Origin of the sequence: Mucilaginibacter conchicola (assembly GCF_003432115.1) — a bacterium.
GTDB classification, from domain to species: domain Bacteria; phylum Bacteroidota; class Bacteroidia; order Sphingobacteriales; family Sphingobacteriaceae; genus Mucilaginibacter; species Mucilaginibacter conchicola.
The window spans coordinates 1,997,765-2,014,361 of the sequence record NZ_QWDC01000001.1; the positions used below are offsets into that span (position 1 = coordinate 1,997,765).

A 16,597-nucleotide genomic window follows, 5' to 3' on the forward strand; every position below is an offset into this window, starting at 1 on the left:
ATGGTTGATTTGTTCATTAGTTCATTTGGGCCACCTCAATTGCTTAATTTGCACATCTGAAATCTGCATACCTGCACATCCATCAGTTGTTAAGTTTAATAAAGCCCCCGTCAATAGGATAATCGCAACCGGTGATAAAGCCGGCCTCGTCTGAGCAAAGATATAGCGCCAGTGCAGCCACCTCTTCCGGTTTGCCCATGCGGCCTATCGGCTGGCTTTTTGATAGTTTATCAAAGATCTCATCTTCTCGGCCCGGATAGTTTTTGGCAATAAAGCCATCCACAAAAGGGGTATGCACCCGCGCCGGCGAAATGGTATTGCATCGGATATTATCGCCCATGTAATCGCGCGCTACAGACATGCTCATGGCAAAGATGGCCCCTTTACTCATGGAGTAAGCAAACCTATCCGTAATGCCTATATGCGCTGCGATAGATGCCATGTTAAGGATAACCCCACCGCCAAGGCCTTTCATCACCGGCACTGCAGCGTAAAGCGCATTGTATGCTCCCTTTACGTTTACATTATAAATGCGGTCGATATCAGCCTCTGCGGTTCCCTCCAGGTTACCTACATGGGCAATGCCGGCATTATTTACCAAGATGTTGATACTACCGATATGCTGAAACACATCCAACACCTGTTGCTGCTTACTAATGTCGGCGGTATGGGCGAAAGCCTCTCCGCCATCAGCTTTTATTTCATCAACAGTTTGCTGTGCAGCATCGGCGTTTAACTCGATAATATGTACGGTTGCGCCTTGTTTGGCAAATAGTTTAGAGATCGCCTTACCTATCCCGCTGCCGCCGCCGGTTATTACCGCTATTTTATTTTTCAGACTAAACATAATTATAATGATACCCCCCTCTTCCAGGGTATAAAATCGTCCTGACCTAATTTTACTGCTTTGGGTTGTTTTAACCCGCTGGCTACTTCTATTACATAATCAAGCATGCGTGTGGCAGCCTGTTCAATGGTCTCTTCGCCCTCAATGATGGTTCCGCAGTTAATGTCCAATATATCAGGCATGCGGTTAAACACTGCCGTATTGGTTGCTATTTTTATTACCGGCGCAACAGGGTTACCCGTAGGTGTACCCAATCCGGTAGTAAACAACACCACGTTAGCACCCGACCCTACTTCGGCTGTGGTACTCTCCACATCGCTGCCGGGAGTGCATAACAAGTTGAGGCCAGGTTGGGTAACTTTCTCGGGGTAATCCAACACGGCCATTACCGGCGATGTGCCGCCCTTTTTAGCAGCTCCGGCAGATTTAATAGCATCAGTGATCAAACCATCGCGGATGTTTCCCGGCGAGGGATTAGCGTAAAAACCCGAGCCATCTGCCTCGGCTTTGGCATTGTAGGTACGCATCAGGTGCATAAAGCGCTGTGCTTCCTGTTCGGTAACGCAGCGGTCGCTCATTTCCTGCTCCACGCCGCAAAGCTCGGGGAACTCGGCAAGGATAACGCTACCGCCAAGGCTCACCAATATATCTGACAAATATCCCAACGTAGGGTTAGCCGATATGCCCGAGAAGCCATCAGAGCCACCACACTCCAAGCCTATACAAAGTTTTGATAGCGGGGCCGGCTGTCGGGTTTGTTTGTTGGCTTCTATCAATCCAGCAAAGGTTTGCTTTAAAGCTTCGTGCAATAAATTACTTTCAGTACCCAGCTTTTGTTGTTCTAACATTACCAGTGGTTTGCTGAAGTTGGCATCTCGTTTCCTGATCTCATCCTGCAGGATAGAGCCTTGAGCGTGCTGGCAACCCAGGCTCAATACCGTTGCACCGGCCACATTGGGGTGAGTGATGTATCCGGCCAATAAGCCGCAAAGTGCCTCGCTATCCGTGCGTGTACCGCCGCAGCCCATGTCATGGTTGATGAATTTTATGCCATCAATATTTTCAAAAAGTTTGCTGGTTGCTTGTGCTTCGGGCGATAGCTCCAGATCGGCCTGCAATATTTCTTGGGTGGTTTTTCCTTCTTTATACATCTGCACCAGGCTATCTACCTCGGTCTCGTAACCACGCGGTTTGGCAAAGCCCAGCTTGGCCGATAATGCATCTCTCAGCACATTGATATTCCTGTTCTCGCAAAATACCAGCGGTATTACCAACCAATAATTGCCCGTCCCTACAGAGCCATCAGCGCGATGAAAGCCCATAAAGGTTTTGTCACGATAGCTTGCGGCCACATCCGGCACATGCCACTTTGTTTTGCGGCTACTCAGTTTAAAATCATCTGATGCATGTTGCAGGTTCTCTGTGGTAATGGCTTCGCCTTTTTGGGCAGGTTTACTCATGCGACCTACCAAAACGCCGTACATGTGCACATCCTCGCCGGATTGCATTGCTGCAATGGTGAATTTATGTTTAGCGGCAACAGGCGTGGTCAACGTAAAGATATCGCCGTTAAATTCAATAACAGTCCCGGCATTAAGGTCGGTTAATGCTACCAGCACGTTATCGGCCGGGTGTATTTGCAAATACGTGTGCTTATTTGCAGGCATAATAAATGTAAATTTTACAGGTTTATAAGATCTACGAATATAAAAAAGCTAAGCTATAAACAAAAAAAGTCCCTCGGAGTGTGAGGGACTTTTTAATATTATTTGCTGATGAGGTTATATAGCTCATCCAGTTTTGGTGAGAGCACTATCTCAATACGGCGATTCTTAGATAAAGCCTCAGGCGTTTGTGCCGGGTCAATAGGTTGGAACTCGCCTTTGCCTGTAGCCGTTAACCTGTGCGGGTCAACATTCTCGGTTTCGGTTAAATAGCGGGTAACCGATGTGGCGCGCAACACGCTCAGGTCCCAGTTATCTTTTATCTGGCCAAGGTTTTTGATCTTCTTGTCATCAGTATGGCCTTCCACTGCAATGTTGATGTCGGCTTCTTTGTTTAGTACCGCGGCTAATTGTTTCAAGGCTTGTTTACCTTTTTCGTCTATCACGATACTACCAGATGGGAAAAGCAATTTATCAGTAAGTGATACATAAACTTTACCGTTGCGGATATCGACAGTTAAGCCACTTTGCTGGAAGCCTAACAGCGCTTTCTGCAATTTCTCTTTTAATGCATTAGTTGCTTCATCGCGCTTGCGCAAAATTTCTTCAACCTCTTTTAAACGGGCTTCGCGTTTTTGCAGGTCTGATGATAGCTGGGTTACTTTTGATGAACTTGCATCAAAATTTTTGTTAAGGGATGCATAGTTGGCTTTCAACTGAGCCAGTTCCTGGCGGATTTTCGAGGTATCAGCCATTAATTTGGCAACCTGGTCTTCTAATGTAGTGGTACGCGCGGCTAATGAATCGCGCTCGGCCAGTAAAGCTTTATGCTTTTTAGGCGACATGATGACACATGATTGTAGAGCTGCGGCAAGTAAAAAGAAGGCAAGAATTAGGTGTCTGAATTTCATAGTAGATTTAATAGTTTAAATGGATCAGGCTAATGCATTACGCAAAAAAACGTTCATTGGGTAAAGCTTGGCTATCACCCTCAATATCTCTTCGGCTGCGCCTTTTGAGGTAAGTTCCTTATCGGTTAGCGGGTGCCATGCAATAAAGCTTTTCAGCTTTATCAGATCAATGTTCTCGTTATCGGCTTCGTAACCTTTAGGTGTTGTTTTTAGTTGCTCCTGTTTACGGTATTCGCCGAATAGTTTAACGAACTCTTTATCGTCGATGATCTTTTTCAGGTCATCGGCATTGTAATCTATCTCCTGGCGGATAGCTTTCAGGTGTTCGGCCTCGGGCATCCAATAACCACCGGCAATAAAAGATTTACTGCCCGGTTGGATATGCATATAATATTCAACCCCGCCGTTTTTACTACCCTGTGTAGGGAAACTAACACCGAAGTTATTTTTATACGGTAGTTTATTTTTGCTGAAACGGATATCGCGGTAAATGCGCATTACGCATTTCTTAGGGTCAAGATCAGGGTTAACTGCAGGGTCTACGTTGTGCAGGCCCTTGATTATCTCGGTAGTAAAGGCGATAACATTTTCGCGGGCAACGTCATAACGCGCTTTGTTGGCTTGAAACCAATCACGGTCATTGTTATCAACCAATTCTTTCAGGAAAGTCAGCGTTTGGGTTTGTATCATTTCAAAAGCTGTTTGGCACCGTGGCCTTAGTTCAGATTGAGTTTTTGGTTTGGCATGTTGTTCAGGTCAACATTTTTGCGGCGGTATTTTTTGTACCAGATGTATCCGCCTACCGCAATTACCAGGTAAGGCGCTGCAAGTAAATACATAATACCTTTATTTAAACCTCGTGCCTGCGAGTCGCCATTTTCAGAGCTGGTTTCAACAGTAGCAGAACACATAGCACATTGTGCTTTTGCGGGTGCGCTTGCTGCCAGCATTAGCCCGAAAGCTAAGAACAGGTATAAGAATTTCAATTTCTTTTTCATATCACACCGATTAAAAGTGGTAGTATGGTTTCACCATCAAATATACAACAACCCCAGAGATTGTCACGAATAACCATAATGGAAACGTCCATCTCACTAATTTCTTATGTTTTTCTACCTGCATTTGCAAACCGCGGTAAAAGCTTAACAATATTAGTGGCAATACGCCGGCGGCTAAAACAATATGCGGTAGCAGTATAGCCCTGTAAATAGTTCTAACACCGCCTACTGCATCTAATTCTGCTTTAGAAAGCTCGCCGTTACCATCTACATCGCCAAAAAGTGTATCGCGCCTCATGAGGTAGTGGAACAGAATATATGATACCAGGAACAGTGACGATAAACAAAAGGTAAGGATGTTGATGCGTTTGTGCAACACGATGTTTCCCTTTTTGATAAAGTATAACGATAGCAACAGCAATACACTACAGGTACCGTTCAATATGGCATTTAACAACGGCAAATACGGAGTAAATGCCGGCGGCGTAGCGGGGCCGGGAATTAAATGGCGATTAAGCACCACAACAACGGCTATCACAAAAATGGTGACACCGGCTACAAATCGAAATATGAATTTATCGGTCATTTGTTATTCAGATTCAAGAATCAAGATACAAGAGTCAAGATTCTTCAGTAATTAATAAAAGCAGTGTCTTGCCTCTTGATTCTAATATCTTGGCTCTACTAATAAAGTGCTTTATCTACCTTACGTAATTCCTCTGCTATCTGCACTTTTATCTCGTCATTCAGTTTGGTGATATCGCCGCTGGTGGTACCAGAGTAATATCCACGGATGCGTTTCTCGGCATCTATCAGTATTAGCTTATCGCTATAAATAAATTCATCTTTGCCCGGCACTTTTAAAGCATCAACCAGGAAACCTTTACGGGCCAGGTTGTATGTGGTAGTTGTATCGCCAGATAGGAAAAGCCACTTATTGGTAAGCTCAAATTGCTTGGCGTACTGTTTTAATACTGCCGGCTTATCCTTATCGGGATCAACCGTAATGGTAAGGAAATAAACCATCGGGTTTTTGCGATAGGCATAAACCAGTTCGGCAACGTTCTTATTCACTGTGGTGCAAACGCTTGGGCAGCCGGTGTAAAAGAAATTGGCGATGAAGATCTTTTTATCAAAGTTTTTAAAAGACACTTCCTTACCGTTTTGGTCGGTTAATTTAAAGTCGCTTAGCTTATGATAAATAGTATCGGGGATATAAGTACCGTGAAACTTGTGCCCAGTTTTGGCCACTTCCTTAGGGCCAAAAAAAGGTAGCGGTTTGTAACGGTTCTTACCCTTTGCGGTAAGTAAATAATATAAAAATCCCGGTAGCGCTAATATGGCTACCAGGATCAATATCTTTTTCGGAAAAGAAGCTTTGCGCATTATCCCCTTATGTCTATCCAGTAATGGCTTTCATTAGTTAACACCAAAATTAGGCCGATGATGAATATAATAGGAACTATAATGGCAAGCATTAAACCAATACGCTCAAATTTTAAGTGCATAAAGAATGCTACTATGTAGAACGCTTTAAACAAAGTTAACACAATGTATATTGGGTTAGCGATGTGTAATGGCATAATATCATGCGGAACCAGGTAAAGCGCTATAAAGAATTCTACTGCAGTAATTGCAGATAAAATTCCGGCTACTTTCAAAATACGGCCTCTGGTCATGCCTTCACCATGGTGCTCGTCGTGATGAAGTTCTTCTGTATGTTGTGATGACATAATATCTTGTAATAAAAAATTAAACTAAATAGAAGAAGGTAAATACGAATACCCAAACAAGATCAACAAAGTGCCAGTAAAGGCCAACTTTCTCAATCATTAAATAGCTACCGCGTTTCTCGTAAGTACCGGCCAATACGTTAATAGTAATGATGATATTGATAACCACACCACTAAATACGTGGAAACCGTGGAAACCGGTGATGGTGAAGAAAAGGTTAGCAAATTGTTGTGTACTAACTGCAGATATATCCTTTTCACTTTTAAAATATTCGCCTAACTCATGCGGAATGCTGCCCCACCAAAAACCTTCGTGGTGTAAGTGGCTCCACTCTAATGCCTGGCAACCCAGGAACATAAAACCACCAATAACAGTAGCGATCATCCACCATACAACTTCTTTTTTAGCGTTACGGTGCCCGGCCTCAACAGCCAATACCATAGTTACTGAGCTTAGGATAAGGATAAAGGTCATGATACCCACAAATACAAGTGGTGCCCCATGATCTATCATTCCCGGAACAGACTGGAATATTAGGTCGGCCATTGGCCAAGTGTGTGCGCTGAAACGAAGTGCGCCGTAAGCGATAAGCAATGATGAGAATGTGAATGCATCCGATAAAAGGAAGAACCACATCATCATTTTGCCATACTCAACGTTGAACGGCGATTTGCCACCAGACCACGGCGTTGTTTTTAATTCATCAATAGAAGATACTTGTGCACTCATTGTGTTTTTAATATTGGTTCAAAAGTAAAAAAACATACAGATAAATCCATATAATATCGACAAAATGCCAAAATATTGAGGACATCTGCATGTTAAACAAATTTTTAACCGGAGCTACATTTTTATAGCTGCGGATAAGTGTATTGATTAAGAGTAATAAGCCTGCTAAAATGTGTAATAAGTGCATCCATATAAATACATATACAAATGACTGTGATGCATTGGGGTTACTGAAATATATCCCCATAGAAGGTAAAAGAATAAGCCACGCATAAACCTGTATGGCAAAAAAAGCTACCCCTAAACCTATGGTAAGTGACAGAAAAAGGCGTTGCTGTGCAATCTGCACGCGCTTAGCTGCGCGCGATGCCATGAACATTGTAATACTGCTGGCGGCTATAATAATGGTGCTGTATAAGAACACCTGTGGCATTTTAAAGTTAATACCGTGTTTGCCGCCCCCTGCATAAACAATAAAACCACTGGTTAATGCCGCAAAAAACATAAACGATGTGAATATGAAAATCCACATGTTGAATTTTTTGGGCGCCAGGTTTAATTTATCTTCTTGCTGAATTTGGGCCATCATTTTCCTATAAAATCAAATAAAAACATTAACTGCACTACCGGCAGCCAGTAAAACGAACCGAACATTAAGGTACGCGCCGCTTTTATCTCCAGCGTACGCAGCAAACCAAATGCCTGGTATAAAAACAGCAGGCTCATTATTAACGATACCCCGCCTACGTAGTAACCAGCGTAACCGTAAATAGTTGGTAATAAACTAACTGGCACTAATATTACGGCAAATATAAAAGTAACAACTGCACTGGTTTTATCGCGCTCGCCGGTTGGCAACAGGCGGAAACCTGCCAGTTTATAATCATCATCCAAAACCCAGGCAATTGCCCAGAAATGCACAAACTGCCACACAAACTGTATCAGGAACAAGATAATAGCTATCTCGTCTATCCTGCCGTGCGGCTGGCCGGCAACGTAACCTATCAGCGCAGGTAAAGCACCCGGTATAGCACCCACAAATACTGCAACTGCATTTACACGTTTTAACGGCGTATAGGCAAAAGCGTAAAGCAATATTGAGAATACCGAAAGCAAACCGGTTAATAAATTCAAAGAACCTAACAAATATGTACCAATGATACCCATTGCCATACCCAATACAAGGCCCTGGCCTGTGGTCATGCGGCCGGCAGGCATTGGCCTGTCCATAGTACGTTTCATCAGTTTATCGTATTTTACTTCGATAACCTCGTTGAAACAGTTGGCCGCCGATGTAACAAGGAAACCACCCACAACCAGTTTTATCCAGTTAATCCACATGGTGGTGCTGTATAACAGGCCCCAGGTATCAACACCTTGCTTATTAGCCTGCTTTACCGCTATGATAAAAGATATCGATGCAGAGAACGTAACCAATACGGTTAAGCGCGTTTTTATCAGTTTTGAAAAATCACTTCCTTTCATTGCCCTGCCCCCTGTACACTTTCAGATCTGAATAAATTTAACAACAAATAAAACTGCGCCCCAAACATCAAGCTGGCCAGCACAATATGCGATGCCTGCGCAAATGGCGGCAGCGCGAAGTATGAAAGGAATATGCCGGTAACTATCTGCAGCATTATCATCAAAAACGTAAAGCTCATTAATTGTTGCTGAATGGCATGCCTGTTAAAGCTTTTGCGTATCAGCGCGTATAATACCAGGTTAAGTATCAAAACTATTACCGCCACATCTCTGTGCTGGGTAAATATATCACCTGCTTTGGCAACCCAGCTATCGCGGTAACTGCCTTCCAGATGAGTGGCTACTGCATCAACCTTTTCGCGTACTTCGGTACCAAAGGTTATCTGCAATATGCTTAGTGCCAATACTATCAGCGTAAGCACTGCAACCAATGGTTTCACCGTTACTTTGTAACGCCCCTGTACTTTAGCCATGTGATAGGTGCTGATGGTGATGGCCAAAATTGCCAGTGCCAAAAGCATGTGTACAGTTACAATCCAGGCTACCAGGTTTGTTGATACCACAATAGATCCTAACCATCCCTGAAAGCCTACCAAAAACACATTAAATATGCTCAGGAAAACGATCAGTTTATTTGTTTTACGATACTTGAACGAGTAAATAGCACTTAACAGCAGAAACACTCCTGATATTGCCCCTATCAAACGGTTAACATACTCTGTCCAGGTGCGGGCGGTGTTAAACTCTTCCGGTATCAGTATAGATTTATCGTTACGGATACGCATAGCCATCTGGCTATAACCAAACACATCAAGCATTTTGGCAAAACGCTGGTTTTTTGCCATGCGTTTATCTACATACGTTTGTTTATAATTTGCCGGCAACTCTGATATGCTGGTTGGCGGTATGTAACGGCCAAAACATTTAGGCCAATCCGGGCATCCCATACCAGAGCCTGTGCTGCGCACAACACCTCCTGCAAGTATCAATACAAAAAGCAGGATGATGGTTATAAGATTTATCTTAACAAAAGTATTCCCGGATGCTTTTATGCCCATTTATATATTCTAAAAAATTAGGGTATCTATCGAAGTCGAAAGTTCAAAGTTGAAAGTCGAAAGTCTGTTTAACAACTCAGGACTTAACACTTAAGACTTAGGACTTAAACAGATACCCTAAAAGAATCAGATCAGTATATAATTACTTAACCTGTTCGTTGCTTTTTTGAGTGTTAACCCACTTGTTATGCTCTTCTAAACCGGTAGGGTTATCTTCAAAGTCATGTGGCAGGTTAGAATTCATGGTTTGTGAAAGCGGCACAGTCTGCAGGATGAAATCCTCATCGGCACCCGGCTTACTGTAGTCATAAGGCCAACGGTAAACCGCAGGGATATCACCAGGCCAGTTGCCATGGATGTGCTCGACCGGTGCAGTCCACTCAAGGGTGTTAGCCTCCCAAGGGTTCTGCGTTGCTTTCTTACCAAAGAATATTGAATAGAAGAAGTTGAACAGGAATGCAGTTTGTGCTACAGCAGCCATAATAGCAGCCCAGGTAACAAACATATTTACTGACAACCATTGTTTCATTGACTCAAACTCGGTAAACGCGTAGTAACGGCGAGGTACACCATCCAAGCCCATAAAGTGCATTGGGAAGAATACCAGGTAAGCGCCGATAAACGTTAACCAGAAGTGCAGGTAACCTAAACGCTCGTTCATCATACGACCAAACATTTTAGGGAACCAGTGGTAAACACCCGCAAGCATACCAAATATAGCTGCCGAACCCATTACAAGGTGGAAGTGAGCTACCACGAAGTAAGTATCGTGAAGGTTGATATCCAATGCTGCGTTACCTAAGAAGATACCGGTGATACCACCAGAGATGAAGAACGATACCATACCGATAGCGAACAACATACCTGCTGTGAAACGGATGTTACCTCTCCACAATGTAGCTAACCAGTTAAAGGTTTTTACTGCCGATGGTACCGCAATGATCAATGTAGTGATCATGAACACACCGCCCAGGAACGGATTCATACCCGTTACAAACATGTGGTGACCCCATACAATGAATGATAGTACCGTGATACCTATTAGTGAGTAAACCATCGCGTGGTAACCGAAGATCGGTTTACGAGAGTTTACAGACATGATCTCTGATGAAATACCCATCGCAGGCATAATAACGATATATACCTCTGGGTGACCTAAGAACCAGAATAAGTGTTGGAACAGGATTGGGCTACCACCCTCGAAAGGCTGAACCTGCGTACCGTTCAATACTATTTCTGATAAATAGAAGCTGGTACCAAAACTGCGGTCAAATATCAATAACACAACACCTGCAACTAATACAGGGAATGATAAGATACCTAATATAGCAGTTAGGAAGAATGCCCAGATAGTTAAAGGCATTTTCCAAAGGTCCATACCTTTTGTACGCATGTTTAATACAGTACTAACATAGTTGATACCACCCATCAATGATGATGCGATGAAGAATACCATACTGATTAACCAAAGCGTCATACCCATACCAGAACCCGGCATAGCTTTAGGCATTGCTGATAGTGGCGGGTAAATTGTCCAACCACCGCTGGCTGGGCCTTTTTGGATAAAGAACGATGAAAGCATGATAACACTGGCTAAAAAGAAGAACCAGTAAGAAAGCATGTTCATGAATGGTGATGCCATATCGCGTGCACCAACCTGCAATGGAATAAGCAAGTTACTGAAGGTACCGCTCAAACCTGCTGTTAATACAAAGAATACCATGATGGTACCGTGAATAGTAACCAATGCCAGGTAAAAGTTTGAATCTAAACGGCCTTGTGGCGCAAAACGGCCTAATAAAGTTTCCATTAAAGGGAAAGCTTTATCAGGGTAAGCTAATTGTATCCTGAAAAGGATAGAAAGTATCATTGCGATAACCGCCATAGTAATACCTGTAATCAGGAATTGCTTCGCGATCATCTTGTGGTCCATACTAAATATATATTTAGATATGAACGTTTCTTTATGGTGATGATGTCCGTGATCGTCTTCGTGATGTGCTACGCCGTGATCGTGAACTGATAATGTTGACATACTCGCTAATCTTATGTATTAATTGTTTAACGCTAATCTGTTTCCTTGTACTTTGGTGCTATCTGCAGGCGCATCAGCAAAATGAAGTTTTTGCTTAAGCTTGTCTGTCAGATATGGTTTTTGTTGTGCTAACCAGGCTTGGTACTCGGCCTCAGAAACAACACGTACAATCTTTTTCATATTATAGTGGCTACCACCGCAAATTTTGTTGCAAAGTACTTCGTACTCAAAATCCGGCTTATCTAACTTGGCGCGCATTTGCGTAGTAGTAAGGATAGGTTTGAATTTGAAGTAAGTTGGCATGCCCGGAACCGCGTTCAATTGTACACGGAAATGTGGGATGTAAACGCTATGGATAACATCCTGTGAGTGGATATTTAACCTTACTGATTTATTTACAGGGATAACCATGGTATCTGCCTGTAAATCATCAAAAGATGCTTTATCGGTAAAGTCTAAACCTAATTTGTTGGTACCGTTTACCAATTTGTAATTGGTTTTACCCAATTTACCGTCTTTACCTGTATAACGAAGTTCCCAGGCAAACTGGTGACCGGTTATGTCAATATTGATTGAAGCAGGTTGGCCTTTAGCGTCAACACTGTTCATGATTGATTGCCAGGTGAAGAAACCGAAAATAACCAATACTGTTAATACTATCGCCGGAGCAATTGTCCAAACTTTCTCAATGGTATTATTGTGCGGCAAGAAGTGACCACGACGTTTTGCATTATAACGATATTTGAACAAAAAGGTGAACAGTAATATCTGTGTGATAATGAAAACCGGCATGGTGATACCAGTGGTCGTCCAGAACATGGTATCCAATACGCCACCGTGCTCAGAAGCGGCAGAAGGCAGTATCATGCTACCATGTGTAGTGAATGACCAGTATACTCCGTATAAACCGGCAATAAGGAATATAAGGAATAATGTGCCCATTACGTTATTCCAGTTCATAGGCTGCTTGCCTCTTATCTGCTGGGTTAGATCGTATACGCGGAATACCTTGCCAATAATGCCGATGAAGAAACATACCACAAGGAACATCAGGATATAGTAACCGGCAGTAGCCAGGCCATTATCCTTAGGAGCATCAGTTGCTGCCGCACCTGCTGCTTCAGTACCCTGGGCAAAAAGCATGTCGGTGCCCGCAAGCATAAACACTGCTAAAAGCGAAAGTATCTTTTTAGAATTGAATAGATTTTTGAATCCCATTTTATTGGTTATTTGAAATTGCTTTATCCGGGTTGCAAATTTAACAATTATTATCTGTGATGATGTAAGCTCTCTTGCAAGAATGGGTGCTTTTTAGGAACCAATGAAGGTGCCTTAGCAATTTTACTCAATACTGCATAGATGAACAAACCAGCAAATCCGGCAAATATAAACACCTCTTCAATAAAGAAGCCTCTGTGCTCACCTACAGTACCAGGCATGATCATCAGGTAATAATCTAACCAGTGGCCGGCAATAAGGATGATACAAACCCAGGTTAAACGATTTCTTAAACGCTTTGCATCTCGAGACATCAATGCTAAAACCGGTGTAACAAAGTTGATAACGATGTTTAACCAGAACCACCATTTGTACTCGGGCTCCCAACGTTTGTAGAAATATACAGACTCCTCAGGCATGTTGGCATACCAGGTAAGGAAGAATTGTGCAAACCAAACATAAGTCCAGAAAATAGAGAAACCGAAGATCAGTTTACCCATATCATGCAGGTGATTTTCATTTAACCAGCTAAAGTTACCGCGTTTTTGCAGGTAGATGATCACCAGGGTGATTACCGCTAAACCGCTAACGTGCATAGCTGCTAAATTGTACCAACCAAACATAGTTGAGAACCAATGTGCCTCTAATGACATGATAACACCAAATGCGAAAATCGGGAAGGTGAAACCAAAGATGGTTAAGAAAATACAAGCGTATTTAAAGATCTTATCGTAATTAGCCATGCCACCTTCAGTATCTTCAGCTTCAGAAAACTTAGCCATTTTAATACCAAGGAAGCTGTAAGTACCTAAAAGAACTATCAATACCGCGTAAAAGAACGGGATATTTAAGAATCCTTTTTTACCGTAGATGATAGCATCAAAGTTTTCGCTACCGGGAATAGTGATACCGTGTGCAGCCCAGTGAGCGTACAAGTAAGGTACAACTTCTTTTTTACCATGTTCTTCTACAGTGTGGGTATGTAATAAACCAGCTGTAATGATCAGGATAAGGATAACACTTGCTATAGGTAATACCTTGGCAAATGCCTGCGGTATGCGAATCAACGACGCAGACCAACCTGCCTGTGCAACGTAGTTATAGGCGCTAAAGAACACACCTGCAATACAAACACAAACAAAGAAGTATCCCATCAGCAACAAGTTGCTGTAAACGCGTTGGATGTGGTCGCCACCTAAGATAAAACCGAACGCGATGCCTATGACACCAAGTACAATACCTACCAGGCTAATGGTTTTGGCATTGCCGGTAAATTCAAAGCGTTCGTCAAAATTATTATGAGTCTTCATTAATTAATAATCTTATAAAGTTTGTAAATGGTGTACATACATCACAATTTTCCAGCGTTCTTCTGGTGCAACCTGAGATGCGTATGAACCCATTGCATTTACACCATAAGTTATAGTGTGATAAATTTTACCGTCGGTAAGATCTTTCATAGCACCACCGCGTGATGACTGTCCTTTTGAGTATGATGGTGGTGGCGGGTAGCCGTGGCTAACCACTAAACCGTCGCCCTGGCCTGTAACACCGTGGCAAGGCGAACAAAAGGTTGTGAATAGCTTTTTACCTTCTTCAATGTTGTTTGATGTAAGTGGCAACGGGTTTTTAACCTCAAGACTTGCCTGCTGGTAACCACCAACATTATTAGGGTAATCAAACTTTTTAAATCCTACCGGTATAGTACCTGCAGGCGGAGTTTGTGCGGTTTGACCATTCTTGAAGTTATCGTTTGCCTGGTCGTACTCGTAAGCTTTGTGCTCGTACATATTGGGAGCATATTCCCAGCCGGTGCTGCGCTTATCTTTGCATGATGTAATTACTATCGATGCAGCAATAACGAAAGCCGTTGTGCCCAATATTTTAATTTTATTCATAGCTAACATATTTCCTTTCGTTATGCTTTACTTCTACAGCGCCTGCGTCTTTTAACAAATTAGTTATATCATCATGCGGGATGTTACCTTTTGCATCAACCGCAATAATAAAGCGGTCGTCAGTTGCACGCAGGTCCATTACTCGTGGTGCACGGCCCGGAAAAAGGTGCGTTGCTGCAAAGAAGGTCAACGTCATACCAAATGCTGTGAACAAGATAGTCCACTCAAACATAAATGGAATGAAATCCGGCATTGCAAAGCTTGGTTTGCCACCAATGTTCTGAGGCCAGTCGCCTACCAACGTATAATAAACTATGCTGGTAATAACAGTCAGACCAAGGCAACCAAAGCAAAATGCTGCATAACCTAAGCGTGAATCTTTAACACCCATTTTAGCTTCAATACCGTGTATTGGCATTGGTGTGTAGATATCATAAATAGGTACGCTATTTTTTTGTAAGTTGGTGATACCCTGCATCATATCATCAGGATCATCAAAACAGCCCAATATAATTTTAGTCTTGCTCATTTTTATACGTTTTCGTAGTCAGCCATATCCACGCTGTCATACTTGGTTAACGACTCTTTGTAGTACTGAACTTCTGCCGGCTCTAAGTGACCCTCTTTAATTTGTTTCATCTTAGCTTGCTCTGATGCTGTTTTCAGCAATAGTTTCACCTCGGCAATAGCTACTGAAGGTAATACACGGATGAACAACAGGAACAGGGTGAAGAATACACCGATTGATCCGATGAACACGCCTACATCAACCCAGGTTGGGTAGAACATAGCCCAGCTTGATGGGATGTAGTCGCGGTGTAACGAGGTTACGATGATCACGAAACGCTCAAACCACATACCGATGTTCACTACAATTGAAAGTGCCCATGAGAATGGAATGTTTCTGCGCAGTTTGCTTGACCAGAAAAGCTGCGGAGAAATTACGTTACAGCTCATCATGCTCCAGTATGCCCACCAGTATGGCCCGGTTGCACGGTTAATGAAAGCGTATTGTTCGTATTCTACACCAGAGTACCAAGCAATAAAGAACTCGGTGATGTAAGCCACACCCACAATTGAACCTGTTAATAAGATGATCTTATTCATTGATTCGATGTGGAACATGGTGATGTAGTTCTCTAAACCCAATACTTTACGGGTTACCAATAACAGGGTTTGCACCATGGCGAAACCTGAGAAGATAGCACCCGCAACGAAATATGGAGGGAAGATGGTAGTGTGCCATCCCGGTTCCAATGATGTAGCAAAGTCAAATGATACGATGGTGTGTACCGAAAGTACCAGTGGAGTTGAGATACCTGCCAGGATAAGTGACACGGTCTCGAAACGCTGCCATGTTTTTAATGAACCTGTCCATCCAAATGAAAGGATAGAGTAGATACGGCGGCGTAAGCCTTTAGCGCGATCGCGGATAGAAGCGATATCTGGCAACAAACCAGTGTACCAGAATAATAATGATACAGAGAAGTAAGTTGAGATCGCAAACACGTCCATCATCAGCGCCGAGTTCCAGTTTACCCAAAGTGAGCCGTACTGGTTTGGCAGTGGTAATGTGAAGTAAGCTAACCAAGGGCGGCCCATGTGAGCTACAATGTATGTAGCGGCACAAATTACCGCGAAGATGGTCATTGCCTCTGCCGAGCGGTTGATGGAGTTACGCCAGTTTTGGCTAAATACCAAGAGTACCGCAGAGATCAGCGTACCGGCGTGACCGATACCTACCCACCATACGAAACCGGTGATATCCCATGCCCAGCCTACAGTTTTATTTAAACCCCACTCGCCCAAACCATACCAAAAGGTTAAGCTGATGGATACTACCCATAACATAGCGCCTAATGCAGATACGATGAAGCCGATCCACCAGGCCTTGTTTGGTTTATTTTCTACAGGTAACAAAATTTCGTTAGTGATGCGGGCATAGGTCATGTCCTTGCCTGTCATTAACGGTTCCCTGATTATCGATTCATGATGATGAGCCATATTTTGTTATATATCT

Annotated in this window: 18 protein-coding genes; all 18 read right to left on the reverse strand. The window is 43.0% G+C overall.

Features of this window, described 5'->3' with window-relative positions; translation table 11 throughout:
- Positions 1-82: 82 nt before the first annotated feature.
- A complete protein-coding gene (locus tag D0C36_RS09025; RefSeq protein ID WP_117391191.1) occupies positions 83-847 on the reverse strand; it encodes an SDR family NAD(P)-dependent oxidoreductase in 765 nt (254 codons plus the stop codon).
- Positions 848-849: 2 nt separating this feature from the next.
- Positions 850-2,514, reverse strand: coding sequence for a UxaA family hydrolase (locus tag D0C36_RS09030; RefSeq protein WP_117391192.1), 1,665 nt, complete (start codon positions 2,512-2,514; stop codon positions 850-852).
- A gap of 98 nt (positions 2,515-2,612) precedes the next feature.
- A complete protein-coding gene (locus D0C36_RS09035; RefSeq protein ID WP_117391193.1) occupies positions 2,613-3,422 on the reverse strand; it encodes an OmpA family protein in 810 nt (269 codons plus the stop codon).
- A gap of 24 nt (positions 3,423-3,446) precedes the next feature.
- A complete protein-coding gene (locus D0C36_RS09040; RefSeq protein ID WP_117391194.1) occupies positions 3,447-4,112 on the reverse strand; it encodes a DUF2461 domain-containing protein in 666 nt (221 codons plus the stop codon).
- 26 nt (positions 4,113-4,138) lie between these two features.
- Positions 4,139-4,420, reverse strand: a complete 282-nt coding sequence (locus tag D0C36_RS09045; RefSeq protein ID WP_117391195.1) for a hypothetical protein — start codon at positions 4,418-4,420, stop codon at positions 4,139-4,141.
- Between the two features lie 10 nt (positions 4,421-4,430).
- Positions 4,431-5,006, reverse strand: coding sequence for a DUF420 domain-containing protein (locus D0C36_RS09050; protein WP_117391196.1), 576 nt, complete (start codon positions 5,004-5,006; stop codon positions 4,431-4,433).
- Positions 5,007-5,104: 98 nt separating this feature from the next.
- A complete protein-coding gene (locus D0C36_RS09055) occupies positions 5,105-5,806 on the reverse strand; it encodes an SCO family protein (RefSeq protein ID WP_117391197.1) in 702 nt (233 codons plus the stop codon).
- Entirely contained in the window at positions 5,806-6,153 is a 348-nt protein-coding gene (locus D0C36_RS09060; RefSeq protein ID WP_117391198.1) for a cytochrome C oxidase subunit IV family protein, read from the reverse strand. Before D0C36_RS09060 ends, D0C36_RS09055 begins: the two co-directional genes overlap by 1 nt.
- A 19-nt stretch (positions 6,154-6,172) precedes the next feature.
- Positions 6,173-6,883, reverse strand: coding sequence for a cytochrome c oxidase subunit 3 (locus D0C36_RS09065; protein WP_117391199.1), 711 nt, complete (start codon positions 6,881-6,883; stop codon positions 6,173-6,175).
- A 7-nt stretch (positions 6,884-6,890) separates the two neighbouring features.
- On the reverse strand, positions 6,891-7,472 hold the full coding sequence (locus D0C36_RS09070; protein ID WP_317126764.1) for a cytochrome c oxidase subunit 3: 582 nt from the start codon (positions 7,470-7,472) through the stop codon (positions 6,891-6,893).
- Positions 7,469-8,368, reverse strand: a complete 900-nt coding sequence (gene cyoE / locus D0C36_RS09075; protein ID WP_117391200.1) for a heme o synthase — start codon at positions 8,366-8,368, stop codon at positions 7,469-7,471. Before cyoE ends, D0C36_RS09070 begins: the two co-directional genes overlap by 4 nt.
- Positions 8,365-9,426 (reverse strand): COX15/CtaA family protein, encoded by a 1,062-nt coding sequence (locus tag D0C36_RS09080; protein WP_117391201.1) that lies wholly within the window; start codon positions 9,424-9,426, stop codon positions 8,365-8,367. Before D0C36_RS09080 ends, cyoE begins: the two co-directional genes overlap by 4 nt.
- 142 nt (positions 9,427-9,568) lie before the next feature.
- Complete coding sequence (locus tag D0C36_RS09085; protein WP_199501976.1) at positions 9,569-11,461, reverse strand: cytochrome c oxidase subunit I; 1,893 nt, start codon at positions 11,459-11,461, stop codon at positions 9,569-9,571.
- An 18-nt stretch (positions 11,462-11,479) separates the two neighbouring features.
- Entirely contained in the window at positions 11,480-12,679 is a 1,200-nt protein-coding gene (locus D0C36_RS09090) for a cytochrome c oxidase subunit II (protein WP_117391203.1), read from the reverse strand.
- Positions 12,680-12,729: 50 nt separating this feature from the next.
- Positions 12,730-13,989, reverse strand: a complete 1,260-nt coding sequence (locus D0C36_RS09095; protein WP_117391204.1) for a quinol:cytochrome C oxidoreductase — start codon at positions 13,987-13,989, stop codon at positions 12,730-12,732.
- A gap of 12 nt (positions 13,990-14,001) precedes the next feature.
- Positions 14,002-14,577, reverse strand: coding sequence for a c-type cytochrome (locus tag D0C36_RS09100; RefSeq protein WP_317126765.1), 576 nt, complete (start codon positions 14,575-14,577; stop codon positions 14,002-14,004).
- Positions 14,570-15,106 (reverse strand): DUF3341 domain-containing protein, encoded by a 537-nt coding sequence (locus D0C36_RS09105; RefSeq protein WP_117391206.1) that lies wholly within the window; start codon positions 15,104-15,106, stop codon positions 14,570-14,572. Before D0C36_RS09105 ends, D0C36_RS09100 begins: the two co-directional genes overlap by 8 nt.
- A gap of 2 nt (positions 15,107-15,108) precedes the next feature.
- Complete coding sequence (gene nrfD / locus D0C36_RS09110) at positions 15,109-16,581, reverse strand: NrfD/PsrC family molybdoenzyme membrane anchor subunit (RefSeq protein ID WP_117391207.1); 1,473 nt, start codon at positions 16,579-16,581, stop codon at positions 15,109-15,111.
- Positions 16,582-16,597: the final 16 nt, after the last annotated feature.

What these genes read in the sequence shown, in the direction of transcription:
- nrfD (WP_117391207.1), bottom strand. Translation starts at nt 16,581, where the DNA reads ATGGCTCATCATCATGAATCGATAATCAGGGAACCGTTAATGACAGGC.
- D0C36_RS09070 (WP_317126764.1), bottom strand. Translation starts at nt 7,472, where the DNA reads ATGATGGCCCAAATTCAGCAAGAAGATAAATTAAACCTGGCGCCCAAA.
- D0C36_RS09085 (WP_199501976.1), bottom strand. Translation starts at nt 11,461, where the DNA reads ATGTCAACATTATCAGTTCACGATCACGGCGTAGCACATCACGAAGAC.
- D0C36_RS09080 (WP_117391201.1), bottom strand. Translation starts at nt 9,426, where the DNA reads ATGGGCATAAAAGCATCCGGGAATACTTTTGTTAAGATAAATCTTATA.
- D0C36_RS09095 (WP_117391204.1), bottom strand. Translation starts at nt 13,989, where the DNA reads ATGAAGACTCATAATAATTTTGACGAACGCTTTGAATTTACCGGCAAT.
- D0C36_RS09105 (WP_117391206.1), bottom strand. Translation starts at nt 15,106, where the DNA reads ATGAGCAAGACTAAAATTATATTGGGCTGTTTTGATGATCCTGATGAT.
- D0C36_RS09040 (WP_117391194.1), bottom strand. Translation starts at nt 4,112, where the DNA reads ATGATACAAACCCAAACGCTGACTTTCCTGAAAGAATTGGTTGATAAC.
- D0C36_RS09100 (WP_317126765.1), bottom strand. Translation starts at nt 14,577, where the DNA reads ATGAATAAAATTAAAATATTGGGCACAACGGCTTTCGTTATTGCTGCA.
- cyoE (WP_117391200.1), bottom strand. Translation starts at nt 8,368, where the DNA reads ATGAAAGGAAGTGATTTTTCAAAACTGATAAAAACGCGCTTAACCGTA.
- D0C36_RS09055 (WP_117391197.1), bottom strand. Translation starts at nt 5,806, where the DNA reads ATGCGCAAAGCTTCTTTTCCGAAAAAGATATTGATCCTGGTAGCCATA.
- D0C36_RS09060 (WP_117391198.1), bottom strand. Translation starts at nt 6,153, where the DNA reads ATGTCATCACAACATACAGAAGAACTTCATCACGACGAGCACCATGGT.
- D0C36_RS09065 (WP_117391199.1), bottom strand. Translation starts at nt 6,883, where the DNA reads ATGAGTGCACAAGTATCTTCTATTGATGAATTAAAAACAACGCCGTGG.
- D0C36_RS09025 (WP_117391191.1), bottom strand. Translation starts at nt 847, where the DNA reads ATGTTTAGTCTGAAAAATAAAATAGCGGTAATAACCGGCGGCGGCAGC.
- D0C36_RS09050 (WP_117391196.1), bottom strand. Translation starts at nt 5,006, where the DNA reads ATGACCGATAAATTCATATTTCGATTTGTAGCCGGTGTCACCATTTTT.
- D0C36_RS09045 (WP_117391195.1), bottom strand. Translation starts at nt 4,420, where the DNA reads ATGAAAAAGAAATTGAAATTCTTATACCTGTTCTTAGCTTTCGGGCTA.
- D0C36_RS09030 (WP_117391192.1), bottom strand. Translation starts at nt 2,514, where the DNA reads ATGCCTGCAAATAAGCACACGTATTTGCAAATACACCCGGCCGATAAC.
- D0C36_RS09090 (WP_117391203.1), bottom strand. Translation starts at nt 12,679, where the DNA reads ATGGGATTCAAAAATCTATTCAATTCTAAAAAGATACTTTCGCTTTTA.
- D0C36_RS09035 (WP_117391193.1), bottom strand. Translation starts at nt 3,422, where the DNA reads ATGAAATTCAGACACCTAATTCTTGCCTTCTTTTTACTTGCCGCAGCT.